Here is a 19,965-nt window from a genome sequence, read left to right on the forward strand (position 1 = left end):
AGATTTCTGTGGCCGTCAGATTTTTTCGCCGCTTCCATCTGGCCTACGACACAGACCTTTGCAAGAATAGCCGTCCCGCCGCCGGGCCGCCCCAAGGCGGGACAGCCCCCTCGGGGGGCAGCAAGCACGCGTAGCGTGCGCGGCGTGGGGGCAACACTAAGCGGTGCCGCCTACGGTGAGGCCCTCCATGCGCACCGTCGGCATGCCGACGCCGACCGGCACGCTCTGGCCGTCCTTGCCGCAGGTGCCCACGCCGGAATCCAGCTGCAGGTCGTTGCCGATCATGGTGACGCGGTTCATGGCGTCCGGGCCGTTGCCGATGAGGGTGGCGCCCTTGACCGGGTAGGTCACCTTGCCGTTTTCGATCATGTAGGCCTCGGAGGCCGAGAACACGAACTTGCCGTTGGTGATGTCGACCTGGCCGCCGCCGAAATTGACCGCGTACAGGCCGCGCTTGACCGAGGAGATGATTTCCTCGGCCGGCTTGTCGCCGGCCAGCATGTAGGTGTTGGTCATGCGCGGCATCGGCAGGTGGGCGAAGGATTCGCGGCGGCCGTTGCCGGTGGCGGCGGTTTTCATGAGGCGCGCGTTGAGCGTGTCCTGCATGTAGCCGCGCAGGATGCCGTCTTCGATCAGCACGTTGCGCTGGGTGGCGTTGCCCTCGTCGTCGATGTTGAGCGAGCCACGGCGGTCCGGGATCGTGCCGTCGTCGACCACCGTCACGCCCTTGGAAGCCACGCGCTCGCCGATGCGGCCCGAGAACACGCTGGAGCCCTTGCGGTTGAAGTCGCCTTCCAGGCCGTGGCCGACCGCCTCGTGCAGCAGGATGCCGGGCCAGCCCGAACCCAGCACCACGGTCATTTCGCCGGCCGGCGCCGGTCGCGCCTCGAGGTTGACCAGGGCTTCGTGCACGGCGCGCTCGACGTAGCCCTGCAGCATGTCGTCGGTGAAATAAGCCAGGCCCAGGCGCCCGCCGCCGCCGGCATGGCCCATTTCGCGGCGGCCGTTGCGCTCGGCGATCACGGTCAGGGACAGGCGCACCAGCGGGCGCACGTCGGCGGCCAGGCGGCCGTCGCTGCCGGCCACCAGCACCACGTCGTATTCGGCGCCCAGGCCGGCCATGACCTGGATCACGTGCGGGTCGCGCGCACGCGCCATGCGCTCGACGCGTTCGAGCAGGGCGACTTTCTCGGGCGCGCTGAGCGAGGCGACGGGGTCGATGTCGGAATACAGGCTGCGGCCGGTTTCGGCTTCGACCTGGGCCGCCACTTTCACCTTGCCCGCGCCGCGCCGCGCGATGCCGCGCACGGCCTGCGCCGACGACAGCAGCGCTTCGGGCGAGAGCGAATCGGAATAGGCGAAAGCGGTTTTCTCGCCGCTCACGGCGCGCACGCCGACGCCCTGGCTGATCGAGAAACTGCCGGTCTTGACGATGCCCTCTTCCAGGCTCCAGCCCTCGCTGCGCGTGTATTGGAAATACAGGTCGGCGTAGTCGACCTTGTGGGTGAAGATTTCACCCAGCGCGCGCGCCATATCGGCCTCGGTCAGCCCCCAGGGGTCGAGCAGCAGCGATTTGGCGGTGGCGAGGGAAGCAATGGCGGGATCGATGATTTTCATGGGACTCTGTTCAGGGACGGCGGCGTGGAGACGCGCGCCTGCAATGGCGCTCAAGACCGTATCGTACCGCCGACTCGGCCCCGGCGTCGCGGCCGCCGCAAGGATTATCCGCCCATCCCATATGGGGGCGGGACATTAACTATCAAGTTAAGCAAATTTGTGGCTTTGGATGGATTACGCCAGCTCATCGTACAACTTGACATGAAAATGAAATCGCCGTGCGCGACGCCATTATGCCCGGCGCGCGCCCCAGCGGATTCACCCTCGCCGGCGATTAAACGGTAACTATCATGACAAGTCATCTGACTACTTGTGCAAATATGTGGCGTCATTCAGTGTCCACGTAGTGGAACTCCATATGTTTCAAGTTGTCCCATATCTGCGAATATTCATTCCCGCCGGCGTCCGCCGCGGCGATATGGATAAGTTTAAAGATCGCCCGACCCTTTTGATACAAAGTAATTAGTCCTAAAACAAGGAAATCAGGACGTAATTTATGTATTATGCGAGGCACAACAATTACACATAACTTCGCCGGCGATTAAAAGCAGTTCCATAATCAGGAATAAACCATGGCCCGAGAAACCTACGCAGCACTGCAAGCAAAGATCGAAAAAGAGATCAACAAGCTCCAGAAGAAGGCTGAAATCCTCCAAACCAAACGTCGCAAGCCCGTGATCAACTCGATCATCACCTCGATGCGCGAGTACGACATCACGCCCGAGGAGATCATTGCAGCCTATGGCGCCGCCAAGCCCGGCCGCGCCGCCGGCGGCCGCCGCAAGGCTGGCGCCGCTGCGCGCCCCGCCACCGCCGCCAAGCGCGCCGTCGCGCCCAAGTACCGCCATCCGCAAACCGGCGAAACCTGGAGCGGCCGCGGCAAGGCGCCGCGCTGGCTGGCCGCCGAAGAAGCCGCCGGCGCCACCCGCGATAGTTTTCTTATCAAAGAATAAAACCTATCCGGCAGTAAGAAATAAAATCGGCGCACCATTATGGTGCGCCGATTTTATTTATGCTCGGAGCGCGACTCATTGCGCGGGAAATTTGATCTCGCGCTCGGCGCCATTATTTCCAGGGAAATTATCAAATATTGCACGCACCAGATACGGCATGGTGCGCGTGAAATCCTCGCGCTCGCTCAATATGTATGCGGTCGAACGGTATACCTCGGCGCCACCGCGCTGGGTATCGTAGATCTGCAGCGTGAGCGAATTGCGCTGGACCACCATCGGCACGTCCACCCAGTCGGGGCCCCAGAAGCCCGGGCCCCAGGGGCCGGGGCCGTAGAAACCGCCGTAGCCGCCATAGCCGTAGCCGCCGTAGAAATACGGGTCATACGCACGCCGCACCATTACCTGGGTCTGCGTGGTTCCGTAACGGAACGAGACATCGAAACGGCTCTTGGCGCCGTGCTGCGCCTCGACCAGGCCGGTTGCGCCGATGCCGGCGCGCACCATGTCCTGGTACGACTGATATTCGAGATTATTGTTTTGCGAGGCATCGGCCGGCACGAAGCGGTAGGTCTGCCCTTCCACGCCCGCGGGCCATTGTTGAAATGACGTCACCCGCGCCGATACCGTGGGAGCGGCGCAGCCCGTCAACGCAAGCGCCCCCGCCACGGCGAGCACGCCGGCCCAGCGGCCCGCATTGAACATGGATGACTTGGACATTCTGCTACTCCTTCCGCACGGCGGCGCCATTTACTGCGGTTTGACCGGTCCGCACCTGAAAAGTTTACGGTAATCCATAAGGTTCAGGCGGCCCGGCGGGTCCAGCCACTACAATAGGGCCCTCGTTCATAACAGGACTGAAATCCCATGCGCACCGACACGCCCGTAACCGTTTATCGCAAGGATTACCAGCCCTACCCCTACGATATTCCCGAAGTCGCGCTCGCCTTCGACCTCGCGCCCGACGCGACCGAAGTGCGCTGCGCCATGCAGGTGCGCCGCAAGCCCGACGCCGGCGCCGACGCGGCGCTGGTCCTCGACGGCGAAGAGCTGGAACTCGTCTCGGTAGCGGTGGATGGCGCGGCGTTGCCGGCCGAACGCTACCGCCTTTCCGAGCGCCGCCTCGAACTGCTGGGGCTGCCTGCCAGCGCCACGGTGGAAATCGTCAGCCGCTGCAAGCCTTCGGCCAATTCCACGCTGATGGGCCTGTACGTGTCCGGCGGCAATTTCTTCACGCAGTGCGAGGCCGAGGGATTCCGCCGCATCACCTGGTTCGCCGACCGGCCCGACGTGATGTCGCGCTACCGCGTCACCCTGCGCGCCCTGCCCGACTATCCGGTGCTGCTGTCCAACGGCAACCTGGTCGCCTCGCGCCAGCTGCCCGACGGGCGCAACGAAGTCGAATGGGAAGACCCGTTCCCCAAGCCCTGCTATCTGTTCGCCCTGGTGGCAGGCAAGCTCACGCATCGCGAAACCACGGTCAAGACCGCCAGCGGCCGCGACGTGCTGCTGCAGGTCTACAGCGATCCCGGCTCCGAGACCAAGACCGAATGGGCGCTGGACTCGCTGGTGCGCGCGCTGCGCTGGGACGAAAACCGTTTCGGCCTGGAGCTGGACCTGGACCGCTTCATGGTCGTGGCCGTCCATGATTTCAATATGGGCGCGATGGAAAACAAGGGCTTGAACATTTTCAACGCCGCCTACGTGCTGGCCGACGCCGACACCGCCACCGACGCCAATTACGAAGGCATCGAATCCGTCATCGGCCATGAATACTTCCACAACTGGACCGGCAACCGCGTGACCTGCCGCGACTGGTTCCAGCTGAGCCTGAAAGAAGGCCTGACCGTCCTCCGCGACCAGGAATTCAGCGCCGACATGATGGCCGACGGCATGGAGGCCGCGGCCGCCGCCAGCGCCCGCGCCGTCAAGCGCATCGACGACGTGGTGGCGCTGCGCGCCGCGCAGTTCCCGGAAGACGCCGGGCCCATGGCCCACCCGATCCGCCCGGAAAGCTACCAGGAGATCGGCAATTTCTACACCGCCACCGTGTACGAGAAAGGCGCCGAGGTCATCCGCATGCAGCACACGCTGCTGGGCGAGGCGGGCTTTCGCGCCGGCATGGACGAATACTTCCGCCGCCACGACGGCCAGGCCGTGACCTGCGACGACTTCGTCGCCGCGATGGAGTCCGTGTACGTGCGCCAGCACCCGGGGCGCGACCTGTCCGTATTCCGCCGCTGGTATCGCCAGGCCGGCACGCCGCGCGTGACGGTCAAGCTCGACCACGACGCCGCCGCGCGCCGCTGCACCGTGACGCTGACCCAGGCGTGCCCGCCGGTGGGCGTCGAGAAGAAAGCCGGCGCCGACTACGTCAAGGCGCCCTTCCACATTCCGTTCGCCATCGGCCTGCTGGACCGTCAGGGCCGCGCCCTGCCGCTGCGCCACGAAGGCAACACCACCGAAACCGCCCTGCTGGAACTGACCGAGCAAAGCCAGCAATGGGTCTTCGAAGACATCGCCGAACGTCCGGTGCCGTCGCTGCTGCGCGACTTCTCGGCCCCGGTGATCGTGGAATACGGCTGGACCAACGAAGAGCTGGCCCTGCTGTCGGCGCATGACGGCAATCCGTTCGCGCGCTGGGAAGCGGGCCAGGAGTTCGCCACGCGCCAGATCCTGGCCCTGGCCGAGGCCCGCCAGGCCGGCCGCACGCTGCAGGCCGACCCGGCCTTCATCGACACCTGGCGCGCGCTGCTGACCGATCCGGCGCTCGACGCCGCCTACCGCGCCCGCGCCCTGGCCCTGCCCTCCGAAAAGACGCTGGCCGAACGCATGCGCCAGGTGGACCCGCCGGCTCTGGCCGTGGCCCGCGACTTCCTGCGCGCCGAACTGGGCCGCCAGCTGGCCGCCGAATTCCGGCAGGCCTTCGAGGCCAACCAGACGCCGGGCGAGTACAGCCCGGCCCCGGTTCCGGCCGGGCGGCGCGCGCTGAAGAATCTGGCGCTCAGCCACCTCATGGCCGCCGGCGAGACCGACGCCCAGCGCCTGGCCGAACAGCTCTATGGCCAGGCCGGCAACATGACCGACAGCATGGCCGCGCTGTCGGCCCTGATCAATTTCGGCCAGGGCGAGTTTCCGCAGCAGGCGCTGGCCGCCTTCTACGACAAATGGCGCGACAACCCGCTGGTGGTGGACAAATGGTTCGCGCTGCAGGCCAGCGCGCGTTCGACTACCGTGCAGACGGCGCGCGAGCTGATGCAGCATCCCGCGTTCACGCTGCGCAACCCGAACCGCGCCCGCGCGCTGATTTTCCAGTTCTGCCTGAACAACGCCCGCGGCATGCACCATCCGGACGGTTCGGGCTACGCGTTCTGGGCCGAGCAGGTGCTGGCGCTGGACGCGCTCAACCCGGAGATCGCCGCCCGGCTGGCCCGCGCGCTGGACAACTGGTCGCGCTTCGTGCCCGCCCTGCGCGCGCCCATGCAGGCCGCGCTGCAGCGCGTGCGGGCGCATGAGGGCCTGTCGCGCAACGTGCAGGAAATCGTATCGAAGGCGTTAGAATTCGCCGCATAGGGAGATTCTTTTGAAACGTAAAACACTGACCCAATACCTGGTGGAGCAGCAACGCTCCGCCCAAGCCCTGGCGCCGGAAGTGCGGCTGCTCATCGAAGTCGTGGCGCGCGCCTGCAAGGCCATCAGCCATGCCGTCAGCAAGGGCGCGCTCGGCGGCGTGCTCGGCAGCCTGGAAAGCGAGAACGTCCAGGGCGAAGTGCAGAAGAAGCTGGACGTGCTGTCCAACGAAATCCTGCTCGAAGCCAATGAATGGGGCGGCCACCTCGCGGCCATGGCCTCGGAGGAAATGGAAACCATCCATCTGATCCCGAACCGCTATCCCAAGGGCGAATACCTGTTGCTGTTCGATCCGCTGGACGGCTCGTCGAACATCGACGTCAACGTTTCCATCGGCACCATCTTCTCGGTGCTGCACGCGCCCCACAACGTCTCCGGCGCGCCGGTGTGCGAGCAGGATTTCCTGCAGCCCGGCAACAAGCAGGTCGTGGCGGGCTACGCGGTGTACGGTCCCCAGACCATGCTGGTGCTGACCATCGGCAACGGCGTGGTGGGCTTTACGCTGGACCGCGAAATGGGCTCGTGGGTGCTGACCCACGAGGACATCCGCGTGCCCGAGGACACCAAGGAATTCGCCATCAACATGTCCAACATGCGCCACTGGGCTCCCCCGGTCAAGCGCTACATCGACGACTGTCTGGCCGGTTCCACCGGCCCGCTGGGCAAGGACTACAACATGCGCTGGATCGCCTCGATGGTGGCCGACGTGCATCGCATCCTGACCCGCGGCGGCATTTTCATGTACCCCTGGGACGCGCGCGAGCCCGGCAAGGCCGGCAAGCTGCGCCTGATGTACGAAGCCAATCCGATGAGCTTCCTGGTCGAACAGGCCGGCGGCGCGGCGATCAACGGCGTGCAGCGCATCATGGACATCCAGCCCGAAAAGCTGCACCAGCGCGTCAGCGTGATCCTGGGTTCGAAGAACGAAGTCGAGCGCGTGGGCCGCTACCACGCCGAGGACGCGGCGGGCTGATTCCTGCCCCCCCATGACAAAGCCCCGGCCTGTCATCAGGCCGGGGCTTTGTCTTTACCGCGGACGGCGGAAGATCACTTCACCTGTTCGATCGACTTCACGTCATCCTTGTTGATCTGGACCTTCTTGCCGTCCTTGTCGTATTCGTACATGCCGGTATCTTTGTCGTAGCTGGGCTCGTCGGGGGTCACGGTCGAGCTGCCGTCCCGCTGCTGAATGACCGAGGGAGACGAGCATCCGGCCAATACTCCAAATCCGCTCACAGCCAGGGCCAGCGTCATGGTCTTCAGATTCATGGGCGTGTTCTCCGAGTATGAATGTGGATTTACTGTATCTGACGCCCCGGCCGCATACGTGACGGGTTGTGGTCCAAATGCATGAGAAAGTAATCCACCCGGCCCCGATTTCATTTCCCGCTGCGCCCTGGGCGATCGCCGCCGCGCAAACGAAAAACCCCTCGCCGGCCGGGCCAGCGAGGGGTTGCACACTCACACAAGCGGCAAGCGGCCTTTACACCTTGGCGTGGGCCTCGATATAGCGGCGCACCTCGGCCGGGTCGCAGTCCATGACGGCCACGCGCTGCGGCAGCGATTCCAGGTCGGCCAGATTGCCCGGCGGCGTGGCCGGGCGGCCCAGCGCCGCTTCGATGGTTTCCGAGAACTTCGCCGGCAGCGCGGTTTCCAGCACGAGCATGGGCACGCCCGGCTCGACGAAGTCGCGCGCGACCTTGACGCCGTCGGCCGTGTGCGGATCGACCAGCACGCCGGTGGCGTCGTAGACCGAGCGGATCGTGGCCAGCCGGTCCTCGTGGGTGCTGGCGCCCGACACGAAGCCATAGCGCGACTCGAACTGCGGCAGCAGGTCGGAGAGGTCGAACGAGCCGTCGCGCGCCAGCGCCTGCCACAAGGCCTGGACGCGGCCGGCGTCGCGGCCGACCAGGTCGAACACGAAGCGCTCGAAATTCGAGGCGCGCGAGATGTCCATTGAGGGGCTGGACGTGGCGTAGGTCTGTTCCGCGGGCCGCGGGCGGTACACGCCGGTGCGGAAGAACTCCTCCAGCACGTTGTTCTCGTTGGTGGCCAGCACCAGGCGGCGGATCGGCAGGCCCATGCCGCGCGCGATGTGGCCCGACAGGATGTTGCCGAAGTTGCCCGAGGGCACGGCGAACGAGACCTGCTGGCCGGGCTTATCAGAAGCGCGCAGCCAGCCGTGGAAGTAGTACACCACCTGGGCCGCGATGCGCGCCCAGTTGATGGAATTGACCGCGCCCAGGCGGTACTTGGTCTTGAACGCCAGGTCGCCGGCCAGCGACTTGACGATGTCCTGGGCCTCGTCGAACACGCCGCGCACCGCGATGTTGTGGATGTTCTCGTCCTGCAGCGAATACATCTGCGCGCGCTGGAAGGCGCTCATACGGCCGTGCGGCGACAGCATGAACACCGCCACGCCGCGCTTGCCGCGCAGCGCGTACTCGGCCGCCGAGCCGGTGTCGCCCGAGGTGGCGCCCACGATGTTCAGCGTGGTGCCGCGCTTGTCCAGCACGTATTCGAACACCTGGCCCAGGAACTGCATGGCCATGTCCTTGAAGGCCAGCGTCGGCCCTTCGGACAGGCCCAGCAGCGACAGGCCGCCGTCGAGCGGGCGCAGCGGGACGATGTCTTCGCTGTTGAAGATCTCCTGCGTGTACGCGGCGCGGGTCAGGCGGCGCAGATCGTCGGCGGGAATGTCGGTGGCGAAGCGCGACAGCACTTCATACGCCAGGTCCGCGTACGACAGGCCGCGCCAGGATTCCAGCGTCTCGGCCGAAACCTGGGGCAGCTGCTCGGGCACCGCCAGGCCGCCGTCGGGCGCCAGACCTTCGAGCAGGATGTCGGAGAATTCCAGCGGCTTCATGCCGCCGCGGGTGGAGATGTATTTCATACGAGGTGTTCCACGCGCAGGCGCGTAACTTTGGAGCGCACGAACGGCAGCGCCTCGATGCGTTCGATCGCCTGGTTGACATTGCCTTCGACCGCTTCGTGCGTCAGGAAAATGATATCCGCGCCGCCGATGTGCGAGGGCTGCTGGATCATCGACCCGATCGAAATGGAACGGTCGGCCAGGATGCGCGCGATGTCGGCCAGCACGCCAGGCTGGTCGTCCACGCGCAGGCGCAGGTAGTACGAAGTGCTGACCTGCTCGATGGGCAGGATCGGCGTGTCCGACATGGCGTCCGGCTGGAACGCCAGGTGCGGCACGCGGTTGCCGGGGTCGGCGGTGTGCAGGCGGGTCACGTCGACCAGGTCGGCCACGACCGCCGAGGCGGTGGGCTCTTCGCCCGCGCCCTGGCCGTAGTACAGCGTGGGGCCGACGGCGTCGCCCTTGACCAGCACGGCGTTCATGGCGCCCTCGACGTTGGCCAGCAGGCGCTCGGACGGCACCAGCGCCGGATGCACGCGCAGCTCGATGCCGTCGGGGCGGCGCTTGGTCACGCCCAGCAGCTTGATGCGGTAGCCCAGGCGCTCGGCATGCTCGATGTCCTCGGCGGCCAGCTGCGAGATGCCTTCGATGTAGGCGCGGTCGAACTGCACCGGCACGCCGAAGGCCAGCGAGGCCAGCAGCGTCAGCTTGTGCGCGGCGTCCACGCCTTCCACGTCGAAAGTGGGATCGGCCTCGGCGTAGCCCAGGCGCTGCGCCTCGGCCAGCACGTCGGCGAACGGCAGGCCGCGCGAGCGCATTTCCGACAGGATGAAATTGGTGGTGCCGTTGATGATGCCGGCCACCCACTGGATGCGGTTGGCGGTCAGGCCCTCGCGGATCGCCTTGATGATGGGAATGCCGCCGGCCACGGCGGCTTCGAACGTCACCATCACGCCGCGCTCGTGCGCCGCGGCGAAGATCTCGTTGCCATGCTTGGCCAGCAGCGCCTTGTTGGCCGTCACGACGTGCTTGCCGTTGGCGATGGCTTCGAGCACCAGCTCGCGCGCCAGCGTGTCGCCGCCGATGAGTTCGACCACGATGTCGATTTCCGGATCGCGCACCAGCGCGTGCACGTCGGTATCGACCAGCAGCGCGTCGCCCACGCGCGTGCGCGCCTTGGCCACGTCGCGCACGGCGGCGCGCGTCACTTCGATCCGCCGGCCCGCGCGGCGCGCGATTTCTTCAGCGTTGCGCGACAGCACGGACCACGTGCCGCCGCCCACCACGCCCAGGCCCAGCAGGCCGACTTTCATCGGATTCATCGCCGCGCCCTCAGCAGGCGGACGTTGAGGGGAATTCATCTTCAGTTCTCCATAATGCGGAACGGGTGCCCCCCGAAATCGGGATGCCGCGGATCCGGCTCCGCCGGTCCGCAGGCATGCCCCCTAGAGGGGGAAGCGCCGCAGGCGCTTCGGGGGTGGGCCTACAGCCCTCCGTCCTTGCGGAACATATCCTTGATGCCGCGCACCGCCTGGCGGGTGCGCTGCTCGTTTTCGATCAGGGCGAAGCGCACGTATTCGTCGCCGTACTCGCCGAAGCCGATCCCGGGGGACACGGCCACTTTCGCGTCCGACAGGACGCGCTTGGCGAATTCCAAAGAGCCCATCGCCCTGTAGGGTTCGGGGATTTGCGCCCAGATGTACATGGACGCCTTCGGAATCTCCACATTCCAACCTGCTTCATGCAGGCCGCGCGCGAGCACGTCGCGGCGGCTCTGGTACTGCGCCACGATCTCGTTCACGCAATCCTGCGGACCGTCCAGCGCGGCGATGGAAGCCACCTGGATCGGCGTGAACGTACCGTAGTCGTGATAACTCTTGATGCGCGCCAGCGCATTGACCAGCTCGCGGTTGCCGACCATGTAGCCGATGCGCCAGCCGGCCATGTTGTAGCTCTTGCTCATCGTGAAGAACTCGACGGCGACGTCGCGCGCGCCGGGCACTTGCATGATGGACGGCGCCACGTAGCCGTCGAAGGTGATGTCGGCGTAGGCCAGGTCGTGCACGACCAGGATGTCGTGCTCCTTGGCCAGCGCGACCACGCGTTCGAAGAACGACAGGTCCACGCATTGCGCGGTCGGGTTGCTGGGAAAGCCCAGCACCATCATCTTGGGCTTCGGGATCGATTCGCGCACGGCGCGTTCCAGTTCCTCGAAGAAGTCCACGCCCGGCGTCATGCGCACGGAACGGATGTTGGCGCCGGCGATGACCGCGCCGTAGATGTGGATCGGGTAGCTGGGATTGGGCACCAGCACGGTGTCGCCGCGGTCCAGCGTGGCCAGCATCAGGTGGGCCAGGCCTTCCTTGGAGCCGATGGTGACGATGGCCTCGGAATCCGGATCGAATTCGACCGCGTAGCGGCGCTGGTACCAGTCACAGATGGCCTTGCGCAGGCGCGGGATGCCCTTGGACACCGAATAGCCGTGCGTGGTCGGGCGCGTGGTGGCCTCGACCATCTTGTCGACGATGTGCTTGGGGGTCGCGCCGTCCGGGTTGCCCATCGACATGTCGATGATGTCTTCGCCGCGCCTACGCGCCGCCATCTTGAGCTCGCCGGTAATGTTGAAAACGTACGGGGGCAGACGCTCGATGCGGGAGAACTTCCTCATGATGGGAATCCTTAGGGGCGGAAAAAGGGCAAAAAAAACCAGGGCGCGGTCGCGCGTGGGGGAAAAGGGCCAGAATGCCGCGCCGCCCATGGAATTTGCAGCGCAGCAAAACCCTGTAATCTAGCGCAAGGAAGCGTAGGCGGCAAATTGGAAAAAAACGGGGCCGGCCCGAGGCGAAACCCTTGCCGGCGGAAGGCGCGCAAGCGCGGCGGGGGCCGTGCGCTTTCTACAACATGGTTGAATGCGCATGCGCTATTATCAGGCACATAAAGCTGGAGTTTTTATTGAAGCTGCATACCGATCCTGCGACGGCCGCTCTGAACACCGTCACCGCCTACGGTGATGGCTATATCGAGGTCAACCAGGTACGTTTTTCCTCGTCGGTCGCGTTCGGCCCCGAGGGCGAAGTGTCCCAATGGCCCGTCGAGTCCCCGGCCGACATCACCTCCACCCTCTTGTTCCAGGCGGCTGGCCTGTCCCAGCCCGTGCGCGACCCCATGGCGTTCCTGGACGAGCCCGAAGCCCAGTCCGCGCCCGGACGCCCCGCCAACGCGCCCGAAGTGCTGCTGGTGGGCACCGGCGCCCGGCAGCAGTTCCTGCGCCCCGACGTGCTGCGCCCGCTGCTGGCGATGGGCATCGGGGTCGAGACCATGGACACCCACGCCGCCTCGCGCACCTACAACATCCTGATGGCGGAGGGCCGGCGTGTCGTCGTGGCCCTCATCCCTCCCAACGGAGAATCCCAGTAATGACGCCGACCATAGGCAAGCCCGCCCCGCTGTTCACCGCTGAAAGCACCATCGGTCCCATCAGCCTCGAACAATGCCAGGGCCGCGCCGTGATCCTGTATTTCTATCCCAAGGACAATACGCCCGGCTGCACCACCGAAAGCCAGGACTTCCGCGACCTGCACGCCGAGTTCCTGTCGGCCAGCGCCGTGGTCATCGGCATCTCGCGCGATTCGCTGAAGTCGCACGAGAACTTCAAGAACAAGTACGAACTTCCTTTCCCGCTCATCTCCGACGCCGACGAAACCGTCTGCAACCTGTACGGCGTCATCAAGCAGAAGAACATGTATGGCAAGCAGGTGCGCGGCATCGAGCGCAGCACCTTCTTGATCGATGCCTATGGCGTGCTGGTGCAGGAGTGGCGCGGGGTGAAGGTCCCGGGCCACGCCAAGGAAGTCCTGCAGGCCGCCAAGAGCATCGGCTAGCCGCAAGCACAGATAGATCCGTCAGGCGCTATTGCCGGCCCACACAGGAGAGTGACACATATGCCGCTTCCGAAGTTGCCCACCCGCCCCGCAGCCATCCTGACCTTCCCCTCGGGCGAGCCCGCCCGGGCGCAGGCCCGCAGCACCAAGACCGCCGCTGCGCGGTCCAACGCCCAGCCAGCCCTCGACGAAACCGACGACGAGGCCCTGGCCGTCCAACCGCAACTCGAAGGCATGGCTGCCCCCGCGCGCAAGGCGCAGGCTCCCGCGCCCGCTCGCCAGACGCCTCCTCCGGCGGCGCCTGCCGTGCGCGCGCAGCGCCAGACCAAGCCCGCGGCCACGCCCGCCAAGCGCGCCAAGCCGCGCGCCCAGAACGAGCCGCGCAAGCTGTTCGTGCTGGACACGAACGTGCTGCTGCACGATCCCAGCTCGCTGTTCCGCTTCGAAGAGCACGACATCTTCCTGCCGATGATGACGCTCGAAGAGCTGGACCACCAGAAGAAGGGCATGTCGGAAGTGGCGCGCAACGCGCGCCAGGTCAGCCGTTCACTGGACGCGCTGGTGCAGGACGCCACCCAGCTCGACGAGGGCCTGGAGCTGGCCAAGCTGGGCAACAAGGACGCCACCGGGCGCCTGATGTTCCAGACCACCGCGATCCACAGCACCCTGCCCTCGGACCTGCCCATGGGCAAGGCCGACAACCAGATCCTGGGCGTGGTCCGCGCGCTGCAGGAAAAGTACCCGCAGCGCGAAGTCGTGCTGGTGTCCAAGGACATCAACATGCGCCTGAAGGCGCGCGCGCTGGGCATGGACGCCGAGGACTACTTCAACGACCACGTCCTGGAAGACTCGGACCTGATGTATTCGGGCGTCATGCAGCTGCCCGAGGACTTCTGGAACAAGCACGGCAAGGACGTGGAATCGTGGCAGCAGGGCGGCACCACCTTCTACCGCATCCACGGGCCGCTGTGTTCGCAGTTCGTGGTCAACCAGTTCGTCTACTTCGAAGGCCAGATGCCGCTGTACGCGCAGGTGCGCGAGGTCAGCGGCAAGATGGCGGTGCTGGCCACGCTGCGCGACTACACCCACGGCAAGAACAACGTCTGGGGCATTACCGCGCGCAACCGCGAACAGAACTTCGCCATGAACCTGCTGATGAATCCCGAATGCGACTTCGTGTCGCTGCTGGGCCAGGCGGGCACCGGCAAGACCCTGCTTGCGCTGGCGGCCGGCATCACGCAGGTGCTGGAGACCAAGCGCTACACCGAAATCATCATGACCCGCGTCACGGTGCCGGTCGGTGAAGACATCGGTTTCCTGCCCGGCACCGAGGAAGAAAAGATGCTGCCCTGGATGGGCGCGCTGGAAGACAACCTCGACGTGCTCAACATGGGCGACGGCGAAGGCAACGGCGACTGGGGCCGCGCGGCCACCATGGACCTGATCCGCTCGCGCATCAAGGTCAAGTCGCTGAACTTCATGCGCGGGCGCACCTTCCTGAACAAGTACCTCATCATCGACGAGGCGCAGAACCTCACGCCCAAGCAGATGAAGACGCTGGTCACGCGCGCGGGTCCGGGCACCAAGGTGATCTGCCTGGGCAACATCGCCCAGATCGACACGCCCTACCTGACCGAGGGCAGCTCGGGCCTGACCTTCGTGGTCGACCGCTTCAAGGGCTGGCCCCACTCCGGCCACGTCACCCTGCAACGCGGCGAGCGTTCGCGCCTGGCCGATTATGCGGGGGATGTGCTGTAGAACGGCGCAATCCCTCTCCCGCCGACAAAAAGAAAGCGCCTGGCTTGCGATAAGCCAGGCGCTTTTTTCCTGCTTCCGCCGATTACTTGTCGGCGGCGTTGGTGATGGCGTTGCCGGCCCTGGACATGTCCTTGCCCATGCCCGCGACGGTGTTGCAACCGGCGAGGACAAAGCCGAACACGACAAAGGCAGTCAGCACGATCTTGCTGCGCATGCTGGCGCTCCTATGGTGGTGAAACGGTTTCGGACCGTAATTTAGACGATTTCGACGCGCAGTTCGCCCAGGCCTTCGACGCCGCCGGTGATGACGTCGCCTTGCAGCACGGCGCCCACGCCCTCGGGCGTGCCGGTGAAGATCAGGTCGCCGGGCTGCAGTTCGAACAGGCCGGACAGGTACGAGATGCTTTCAGGGATGTTCCACAGCATCTGCGAGATGTCGCTGGACTGCTTGCGCTGGCCGTTGACGTCCAGCCAGATGGCGCCCTTGTCCAGGGTGCCCACGACGCTGCGCGGATGGATGGGGCCCAGCGGCGCGGACAGGTCGAACGCCTTGCCTACTTCCCAGGGACGCCCCTGCTTCTTCATTTCGCCCTGCAGGTCGCGGCGGGTCATGTCCAGGCCCAGCGCGTAGCCCCACACGCATTCGTTGGCCTGCTCGACCGGAATGTCGCGCCCGCCCTTGCCCAGCACCACGACGAGTTCCATCTCGTAGTGCAGGTTGGAGGTCTTGGGCGGGTACGGCATCTTGGCGGTTTCGCCGTCGGCCACGCTCAGCACCGCGTCGGCGGGCTTGCAGAAGAAGAACGGATCTTCACGGCCGGTGAAGCCCATTTCCTTGGCGTGTTCGGCGTAGTTGCGGCCGACGCAATAGACGCGGCGCACCGGAAACAACGCGGCGCTGCCGGCAACGGGAACCGCGACAGGCGGCTGGGGGGGCAATACGTAGTCCATGTCCAATCAACCTATGATGAATACGTGGCCGGAAACCGGCGCAGGCGCGGGCCGCCGCGGCGGCGGCCCGGAAACCGGTCAGCCCTTGGCGTAGCGCTCGGCGCTGCGGACGATTTCCTCGTGCGCGGCGTCCAGGCCCTTCCAGCCCTTGACCTTGACCCACTTGCCCTTCTCCAGGTCTTTGTAGTGCTCGAAGAAGTGCTGGATGCGGGCGATGTCCTCGGCCGGCAGGTCTTCGTAGGTCTTGATGTTGCGGTACGGGGGGTACAGCTTTTCGATCGGCACGGCCAGCAGCTTGGCGTCGCCGCCCGACTCGTCGTCCATTTCCAGCACGCCGATGGCGCGGCAGCGCACGACGGCGCCGATCTGGATCGGGAACGGCGTCAGCACCAGCACGTCGGCGGGGTCGCCGTCTTCGGACAGGGTCTGCGGGATGTAGCCATAGTTGCACGGGTAGTGCATGGCGGTCAGCATGAAGCGGTCAACGAAAATCGCGCCCGAGTCCTTGTCGACCTCGTACTTGACCGGGTCGGCGTTCATGGGGATTTCGATGATGACGTTGAAGTCTTCCGGCAGCTTCTTGCCGGGGGAGACGCGATCGAGGCTCATGGTTCAACCTTGTTGTGTGTCTGAAGGAATATTCAAACCGAGCCGTCGTCCTTGAACGGCGGCTTGGTCGCCGGCACGCCGGCGGGGGCCGGCGCGGGCTTGGGTTTGGGCGCGGCGGGCGTGGCCGGCGCGTAGGTGGGCACGGGCTCGTCGAAAGCGGCCGCCGGGATCGGGGCGCTGTCGAAGTACTCGTCGATGTCGGAGGTGTTGCCGCCTGCCAGCGGCGCATCTTCCGGCGCGAGCGCGCGCTCGCGCTGTTCCTTGTTGACGCGGGCGTCGGGGTCCAGCACGTAGTCGGAGGCGGAGGCCGCCACCGCCGGCGGCAGCGCGGGATAGTCGCCGCCGACGTCGGCGTCGCCGTCGGCATCGGACAGGCCCACCGCATAGCCGCCTTCGGCGTCCACGCGGTACGGGTCCGAGCCGGTGTCCGCGGCCGGCAACGCGGCGTCCGAGGCCAGCACCGGCAGCGCCATGCTGGCGGCGGTCGCCAGGCGCCAGTGGCGCACGGCGTCGGCGGGACGGTCGAGGCGGTCGTACAGGCTGCCCAGCAGCGCGTGGGTCTGCGCGTCGCTGCGGCGGCTGATGGCGCGCAGCAGATAGCGCTCGGCCTGGCCCCACAGCTGGCCGTTCAGGCACAGCATGCCCAGCGCCGTGAGCAGGTCGGGATCGGTGGGACGCTGCTGCAGCCAGGTTTCGGCGCGCGCCAGGCGGCGCGACACCTGTTCGGCCTCGCAGCGGGCGTAGGCCGCCACCAGGGCGGGATTGAACTTCACGGCGATGGCGGCTTCGAGCACGCGGGCCGCCTCGTTGGCCTCGCCGGCGGCCTCGAAGCCCGCCGCGCCGGCCAGCGCGATTTCGGGCAGCAGGCGCTCTTCGGCCTTCAGGTCCTTCCAGATGGCGCGCCAGCTCTCGGTGCCCGCGGCGGCGCGCAGGCGCGCCGAGCCGGAGGCGTCGATCAGGTGGTCGGCCTCGGGGCGGGCCATGGCGTTGCGGCGCACCAGGCCGCGGGCCAGCGAGAAGACCTCTTCGTCGTGATGCAGCGCGGCGTGGGCGCGCAGCAGCAGGCGCATCGTGTGCAGGTGGCGCGCGCCGCCGTCGGCCAGCGGTTCGAGCACGGCCAGCGCGCGCTCGGCGCGGCCCTGGTCGAGCAGCATGTCGGCCGAGACCGTGGCGGTGGCCTCGATCAGGCCCGGCTCGGCGCCGGCCTGTTCCTGCGCGGTCGCCAGCAGGCGGTCGCGGCGGTCGAACTCGCCCAGGCCATGCGCGGCGCGGGCGGCCGACAGGGCGGCGAGCACGCGGCGGGTGCGGACCTTGGTCTGGTCCAGCAGCTTGGTGAGGTCTTTTTCGGCGGTGGTGTAGCGGCCTTCGAGCAGGCCGATCCAGCCGCGCTCCAGCAATTCGTGGTCGCGCGCCTGCGCGCGCTTGCCGCGCCAGGCCCGCACGCGGTCGGGGATGGCCAGCAGCCAGGCCAGCAGGCGCAGGCCCACGTACAGCACGATGAAGGCCGCCACGATCAGCAGCACGGCCAGCGTCAGCGACATCTCGATGCGCCACGGCCAGATCAGCAACAGCACGTTGCCGGAATGCGAGCGCAGCACCACCGCCAGGGCGACGGCGACTACGGCCAGCAGCAGGGTCCAGAACCAGGTACGCATAGGCCGCCTCAGTCCTGCTCGCCGGTCTTGAAGCCGGCCGCGCGCAGCGCGGCCACGGCGGCCTGGCTGTCGGCCACGTCGGGCAGGCGCACGGCGATGTCGGTCTGGGCCAGTTCGCGGGCCAGCGCCTGGGCGGCGACGGTGTCGGGCGAACGGGAGTCGAAGTACTTGGCCAGCGTGGTGCCGACGTTGTCGAGTTCGCTCTTCCAGACCGAGGGCTGGCGCATCAGCATGGCGAGCTGGGCGGTCAGCAGGCGCTGGCGCAGCGAGCCGCGTACGAGGTCGGCCTGTTCGGGCGACAGCAGCAGGGCCGCGGGCTCGTCGACGCGCTGGATCGTGATCAGGCCGCCGAGTTCATGCGCCAGCGCGGAACCGGCGCGGCCGGGCCAAGAGGCCATCTCGGCGCGCCAGCGCTGCCACCAGGGCGCGTCGGCCGGCAGGCCGGCCTGCGGGTCTACCGAGGGCGCCGCCACGGCCGGGCGGGCCTCGCCGGCGGGCGCGACGCCCGGGGCGGCGGCGTCGGGCACCAGCAGCGGCGCCTTGCCGATCAGCGCCACCAGGCGCTCGATGCGGGCCGACTGGGCGGGAATATCCACGGTGGACACGGCGCGCAGCCGGTCCAGGTCGCCGTTGATGGATTGCTGCAGCGTGGAGAAGCGCGGACGGTCGGCGCGCGCCAGGCGCGACTGCGCGGTCTCGAGCGCGACGATGGCGTTGGAGACGTTGCCGGCCAGGCGCAGCTGCTGGTTGGCGATAGTCAGCAGGCGCTCGATGTCGTTGGCCAGCAGTTCGTCGCTGGCGCTGTCGTTGAAGTTCTGCCAGGCCAGCTGCAGCGCGTTGTACTGGCTTTGCGTTTCGCGCACGGTGGCTTCGAGCTCGGCCACGCGGCCGGCCTGGGCCTGCGCCAGGGCCAGGGCCTCGCGGGTGTCCTTGCGGGCCTGGGCAGCGTCGGCGGCCAGGGTGTCGAGCCGCGATGCGACCTCGCGCCCGGCGGAGACGAACTGCGTGCGCTGCTTCCACAGGGCATAGCCCAGGCCGGCAGCCAGCAGGATGACGATGACCAGGGCAGTGACCAGGGAGCCACTGCCGCGTTTGGCCGGACGGGCCTTGACGGGATCGGCCGGGGCCGATGCGGGCGCGCTTGCGCCCGGGGCGGCCGTCGGAACGACCGGATCGGTAGCGGGAGTCTTGTCTGTCATGACGCGATTGTATTCGGTGTCGGTCCGAAGCAACGAATCAAGCAGCAACAAAGGCCTGGAATATCGACTCGTCGTTGGGCAAGCAGATTTTTACCATTGACCGGTCCGCGGCGTCTTGCGCGGCCGGCGGCACGCGCCGCGCCAGCGAGGGATGCGTCAGCACGAAACCGCAACGCGCCCACCAGGGCGCCAGGCCGGCCTCGTCCAGGCGCGCGCGCACCGCGTCGGCGCCCTCCCCGCTGGTGATCAGCCAGGTGGCCCGCAGGCCCTGCGCGGCCCATTGCCGCAGCTGGGAGAGCCGATCGGCGTCCCAGCGGGCCGGGCGGCGCAGGTAGGCCGCAAAGCGCGTCACGGCCGCGCCGTGCGCCTGCAGCCTGTCGGCCAGCCAGTCCCTGCCCTGCGTGCCACGCACGAGCAGCACGCGGCGAGGCAGCGCGGGCAGCCCCTGCAGGACCTCCCAGAGGGCCTCGGAATCATGGCTGGGCGCGTTTTCGGATGGATGCAAAACTGTTGTATTCGCGCCAAAAGCGGGCGACCCGCGCAGCGCCCGGGCGCTGGCCGGACCGACCGTGGCGGCGATCACGCCGGCCGGCCAGGCCGACGCGCCGTCGGCTTCGAACCACTGCTCCAGGTACAGCCGGGCGGCGTTGCCGCTGCCGAACACGACCATGTCGTAATCCGACGGGCGCGGCAGCGCGCCGGGCTCGGCCGGCAGCGCCTCGATTTCCAGCGCGGGCAGGATGCAGGGCGTCCAGCCCGCGGCGCGCAGGCGCTCGGCGAGCGTCTCGTTGCGGCCCGCGGGCCGCGTCAGCACGGCGATGCGCGGGGCGCTCGTCATGGCCA

At 67.0% G+C, this 19,965-nt stretch carries 18 protein-coding genes; 6 read left to right on the forward strand and 12 right to left on the reverse strand.

Features of this window, described 5'->3' with window-relative positions:
- Positions 1–156 precede the first annotated feature (156 nt).
- Positions 157–1,617, reverse strand: a complete 1,461-nt coding sequence (gene tldD, locus C1I89_RS22710) for a metalloprotease TldD (RefSeq protein ID WP_102774733.1) — start codon at positions 1,615–1,617, stop codon at positions 157–159.
- 572 nt (positions 1,618–2,189) lie between these two features.
- Between tldD and C1I89_RS22715 the strand changes: the two genes are divergently transcribed.
- Positions 2,190–2,570, forward strand: a complete 381-nt coding sequence (locus tag C1I89_RS22715; protein ID WP_102774734.1) for an H-NS histone family protein — start codon at positions 2,190–2,192, stop codon at positions 2,568–2,570.
- A gap of 75 nt (positions 2,571–2,645) precedes the next feature.
- Here C1I89_RS22715 and C1I89_RS22720 read toward each other — a convergent pair whose 3' ends face one another.
- A complete protein-coding gene (locus tag C1I89_RS22720; RefSeq protein WP_102774735.1) occupies positions 2,646–3,287 on the reverse strand; it encodes a DUF4136 domain-containing protein in 642 nt (213 codons plus the stop codon).
- Between the two features lie 147 nt (positions 3,288–3,434).
- Between C1I89_RS22720 and pepN the strand changes: the two genes are divergently transcribed.
- A complete protein-coding gene (gene pepN, locus C1I89_RS22725; protein ID WP_102774736.1) occupies positions 3,435–6,140 on the forward strand; it encodes an aminopeptidase N in 2,706 nt (901 codons plus the stop codon).
- A gap of 10 nt (positions 6,141–6,150) precedes the next feature.
- Positions 6,151–7,170: a class 1 fructose-bisphosphatase gene (locus C1I89_RS22730; protein WP_102774737.1), complete on the forward strand. Its 1,020-nt coding sequence runs from the start codon at positions 6,151–6,153 to the stop codon at positions 7,168–7,170.
- A gap of 74 nt (positions 7,171–7,244) precedes the next feature.
- On the opposite strand, the gene C1I89_RS22735 is transcribed toward C1I89_RS22730, so the two are convergent.
- The 4 genes from C1I89_RS22735 to alaC all read right to left on the reverse strand — a co-directional run bounded on the left by C1I89_RS22735 (position 7,245) and on the right by alaC (position 11,737).
- Positions 7,245–7,466: a YgdI/YgdR family lipoprotein gene (locus C1I89_RS22735; RefSeq protein ID WP_102774738.1), complete on the reverse strand. Its 222-nt coding sequence runs from the start codon at positions 7,464–7,466 to the stop codon at positions 7,245–7,247.
- Positions 7,467–7,680: 214 nt separating this feature from the next.
- On the reverse strand, positions 7,681–9,090 hold the full coding sequence (gene thrC / locus C1I89_RS22740) for a threonine synthase (protein WP_102774739.1): 1,410 nt from the start codon (positions 9,088–9,090) through the stop codon (positions 7,681–7,683).
- The gene (locus C1I89_RS22745) at positions 9,087–10,391 is read right to left on the reverse strand and encodes a homoserine dehydrogenase (protein WP_102774740.1); all 1,305 of its coding nucleotides are present in this window, start codon (positions 10,389–10,391) and stop codon (positions 9,087–9,089) included. Before C1I89_RS22745 ends, thrC begins: the two co-directional genes overlap by 4 nt.
- A gap of 161 nt (positions 10,392–10,552) precedes the next feature.
- Positions 10,553–11,737: an alanine transaminase gene (alaC, locus tag C1I89_RS22750; protein ID WP_102774946.1), complete on the reverse strand. Its 1,185-nt coding sequence runs from the start codon at positions 11,735–11,737 to the stop codon at positions 10,553–10,555.
- A 284-nt stretch (positions 11,738–12,021) separates the two neighbouring features.
- On the opposite strand from alaC, the gene C1I89_RS22755 reads away from it, so the two are divergent.
- Genes C1I89_RS22755 through C1I89_RS22765 form a run of 3 tightly spaced genes read left to right on the forward strand, consistent with a single transcriptional unit; the run spans position 12,022 to position 14,708 of the window.
- Complete coding sequence (locus C1I89_RS22755) at positions 12,022–12,486, forward strand: Mth938-like domain-containing protein (RefSeq protein WP_102774741.1); 465 nt, start codon at positions 12,022–12,024, stop codon at positions 12,484–12,486.
- On the forward strand, positions 12,486–12,950 hold the full coding sequence (locus C1I89_RS22760; RefSeq protein ID WP_102774742.1) for a peroxiredoxin: 465 nt from the start codon (positions 12,486–12,488) through the stop codon (positions 12,948–12,950). Before C1I89_RS22755 ends, C1I89_RS22760 begins: the two co-directional genes overlap by 1 nt.
- A 60-nt stretch (positions 12,951–13,010) precedes the next feature.
- Positions 13,011–14,708 (forward strand): PhoH family protein, encoded by a 1,698-nt coding sequence (locus C1I89_RS22765; RefSeq protein ID WP_102774743.1) that lies wholly within the window; start codon positions 13,011–13,013, stop codon positions 14,706–14,708.
- A gap of 82 nt (positions 14,709–14,790) precedes the next feature.
- On the opposite strand, the gene C1I89_RS22770 is transcribed toward C1I89_RS22765, so the two are convergent.
- From C1I89_RS22770 to C1I89_RS22795, 6 genes are all read right to left on the reverse strand, one after another.
- Positions 14,791–14,922, reverse strand: a complete 132-nt coding sequence (locus tag C1I89_RS22770; RefSeq protein WP_006388428.1) for an entericidin A/B family lipoprotein — start codon at positions 14,920–14,922, stop codon at positions 14,791–14,793.
- Positions 14,923–14,963: 41 nt separating this feature from the next.
- Entirely contained in the window at positions 14,964–15,659 is a 696-nt protein-coding gene (locus tag C1I89_RS22775) for a fumarylacetoacetate hydrolase family protein (protein WP_102774744.1), read from the reverse strand.
- Positions 15,660–15,737: 78 nt separating this feature from the next.
- Complete coding sequence (ppa, locus tag C1I89_RS22780) at positions 15,738–16,268, reverse strand: inorganic diphosphatase (RefSeq protein WP_102774745.1); 531 nt, start codon at positions 16,266–16,268, stop codon at positions 15,738–15,740.
- Positions 16,269–16,300: 32 nt separating this feature from the next.
- A complete protein-coding gene (locus C1I89_RS22785) occupies positions 16,301–17,923 on the reverse strand; it encodes a heme biosynthesis HemY N-terminal domain-containing protein (RefSeq protein WP_102774746.1) in 1,623 nt (540 codons plus the stop codon).
- A gap of 8 nt (positions 17,924–17,931) precedes the next feature.
- Positions 17,932–19,122: a uroporphyrinogen-III C-methyltransferase gene (locus C1I89_RS22790; RefSeq protein ID WP_102774947.1), complete on the reverse strand. Its 1,191-nt coding sequence runs from the start codon at positions 19,120–19,122 to the stop codon at positions 17,932–17,934.
- A gap of 37 nt (positions 19,123–19,159) precedes the next feature.
- On the reverse strand, positions 19,160–19,960 hold the full coding sequence (locus C1I89_RS22795) for a uroporphyrinogen-III synthase (protein ID WP_102774948.1): 801 nt from the start codon (positions 19,958–19,960) through the stop codon (positions 19,160–19,162).
- Between the last annotated feature and the right edge of the window lie 5 nt (positions 19,961–19,965).

The organism is Achromobacter pulmonis, from assembly GCF_002885955.2.
In the GTDB taxonomy this organism is placed as follows: Bacteria; Pseudomonadota; Gammaproteobacteria; order Burkholderiales; family Burkholderiaceae_B; genus Achromobacter; species Achromobacter pulmonis_A.

What these genes read in the sequence shown, in the direction of transcription:
- C1I89_RS22785 (WP_102774746.1), bottom strand. Translation starts at nt 17,923, where the DNA reads ATGCGTACCTGGTTCTGGACCCTGCTGCTGGCCGTAGTCGCCGTCGCC.
- C1I89_RS22775 (WP_102774744.1), bottom strand. Translation starts at nt 15,659, where the DNA reads ATGGACTACGTATTGCCCCCCCAGCCGCCTGTCGCGGTTCCCGTTGCC.
- C1I89_RS22765 (WP_102774743.1), top strand. Translation starts at nt 13,011, where the DNA reads ATGCCGCTTCCGAAGTTGCCCACCCGCCCCGCAGCCATCCTGACCTTC.
- ppa (WP_102774745.1), bottom strand. Translation starts at nt 16,268, where the DNA reads ATGAGCCTCGATCGCGTCTCCCCCGGCAAGAAGCTGCCGGAAGACTTC.
- pepN (WP_102774736.1), top strand. Translation starts at nt 3,435, where the DNA reads ATGCGCACCGACACGCCCGTAACCGTTTATCGCAAGGATTACCAGCCC.
- tldD (WP_102774733.1), bottom strand. Translation starts at nt 1,617, where the DNA reads ATGAAAATCATCGATCCCGCCATTGCTTCCCTCGCCACCGCCAAATCG.
- C1I89_RS22715 (WP_102774734.1), top strand. Translation starts at nt 2,190, where the DNA reads ATGGCCCGAGAAACCTACGCAGCACTGCAAGCAAAGATCGAAAAAGAG.
- C1I89_RS22790 (WP_102774947.1), bottom strand. Translation starts at nt 19,122, where the DNA reads ATGACAGACAAGACTCCCGCTACCGATCCGGTCGTTCCGACGGCCGCC.
- C1I89_RS22760 (WP_102774742.1), top strand. Translation starts at nt 12,486, where the DNA reads ATGACGCCGACCATAGGCAAGCCCGCCCCGCTGTTCACCGCTGAAAGC.
- C1I89_RS22745 (WP_102774740.1), bottom strand. Translation starts at nt 10,391, where the DNA reads ATGAATCCGATGAAAGTCGGCCTGCTGGGCCTGGGCGTGGTGGGCGGC.
- C1I89_RS22795 (WP_102774948.1), bottom strand. Translation starts at nt 19,960, where the DNA reads ATGACGAGCGCCCCGCGCATCGCCGTGCTGACGCGGCCCGCGGGCCGC.
- C1I89_RS22720 (WP_102774735.1), bottom strand. Translation starts at nt 3,287, where the DNA reads ATGTCCAAGTCATCCATGTTCAATGCGGGCCGCTGGGCCGGCGTGCTC.
- thrC (WP_102774739.1), bottom strand. Translation starts at nt 9,090, where the DNA reads ATGAAATACATCTCCACCCGCGGCGGCATGAAGCCGCTGGAATTCTCC.
- alaC (WP_102774946.1), bottom strand. Translation starts at nt 11,737, where the DNA reads ATGAGGAAGTTCTCCCGCATCGAGCGTCTGCCCCCGTACGTTTTCAAC.
- C1I89_RS22770 (WP_006388428.1), bottom strand. Translation starts at nt 14,922, where the DNA reads ATGCGCAGCAAGATCGTGCTGACTGCCTTTGTCGTGTTCGGCTTTGTC.
- C1I89_RS22735 (WP_102774738.1), bottom strand. Translation starts at nt 7,466, where the DNA reads ATGAATCTGAAGACCATGACGCTGGCCCTGGCTGTGAGCGGATTTGGA.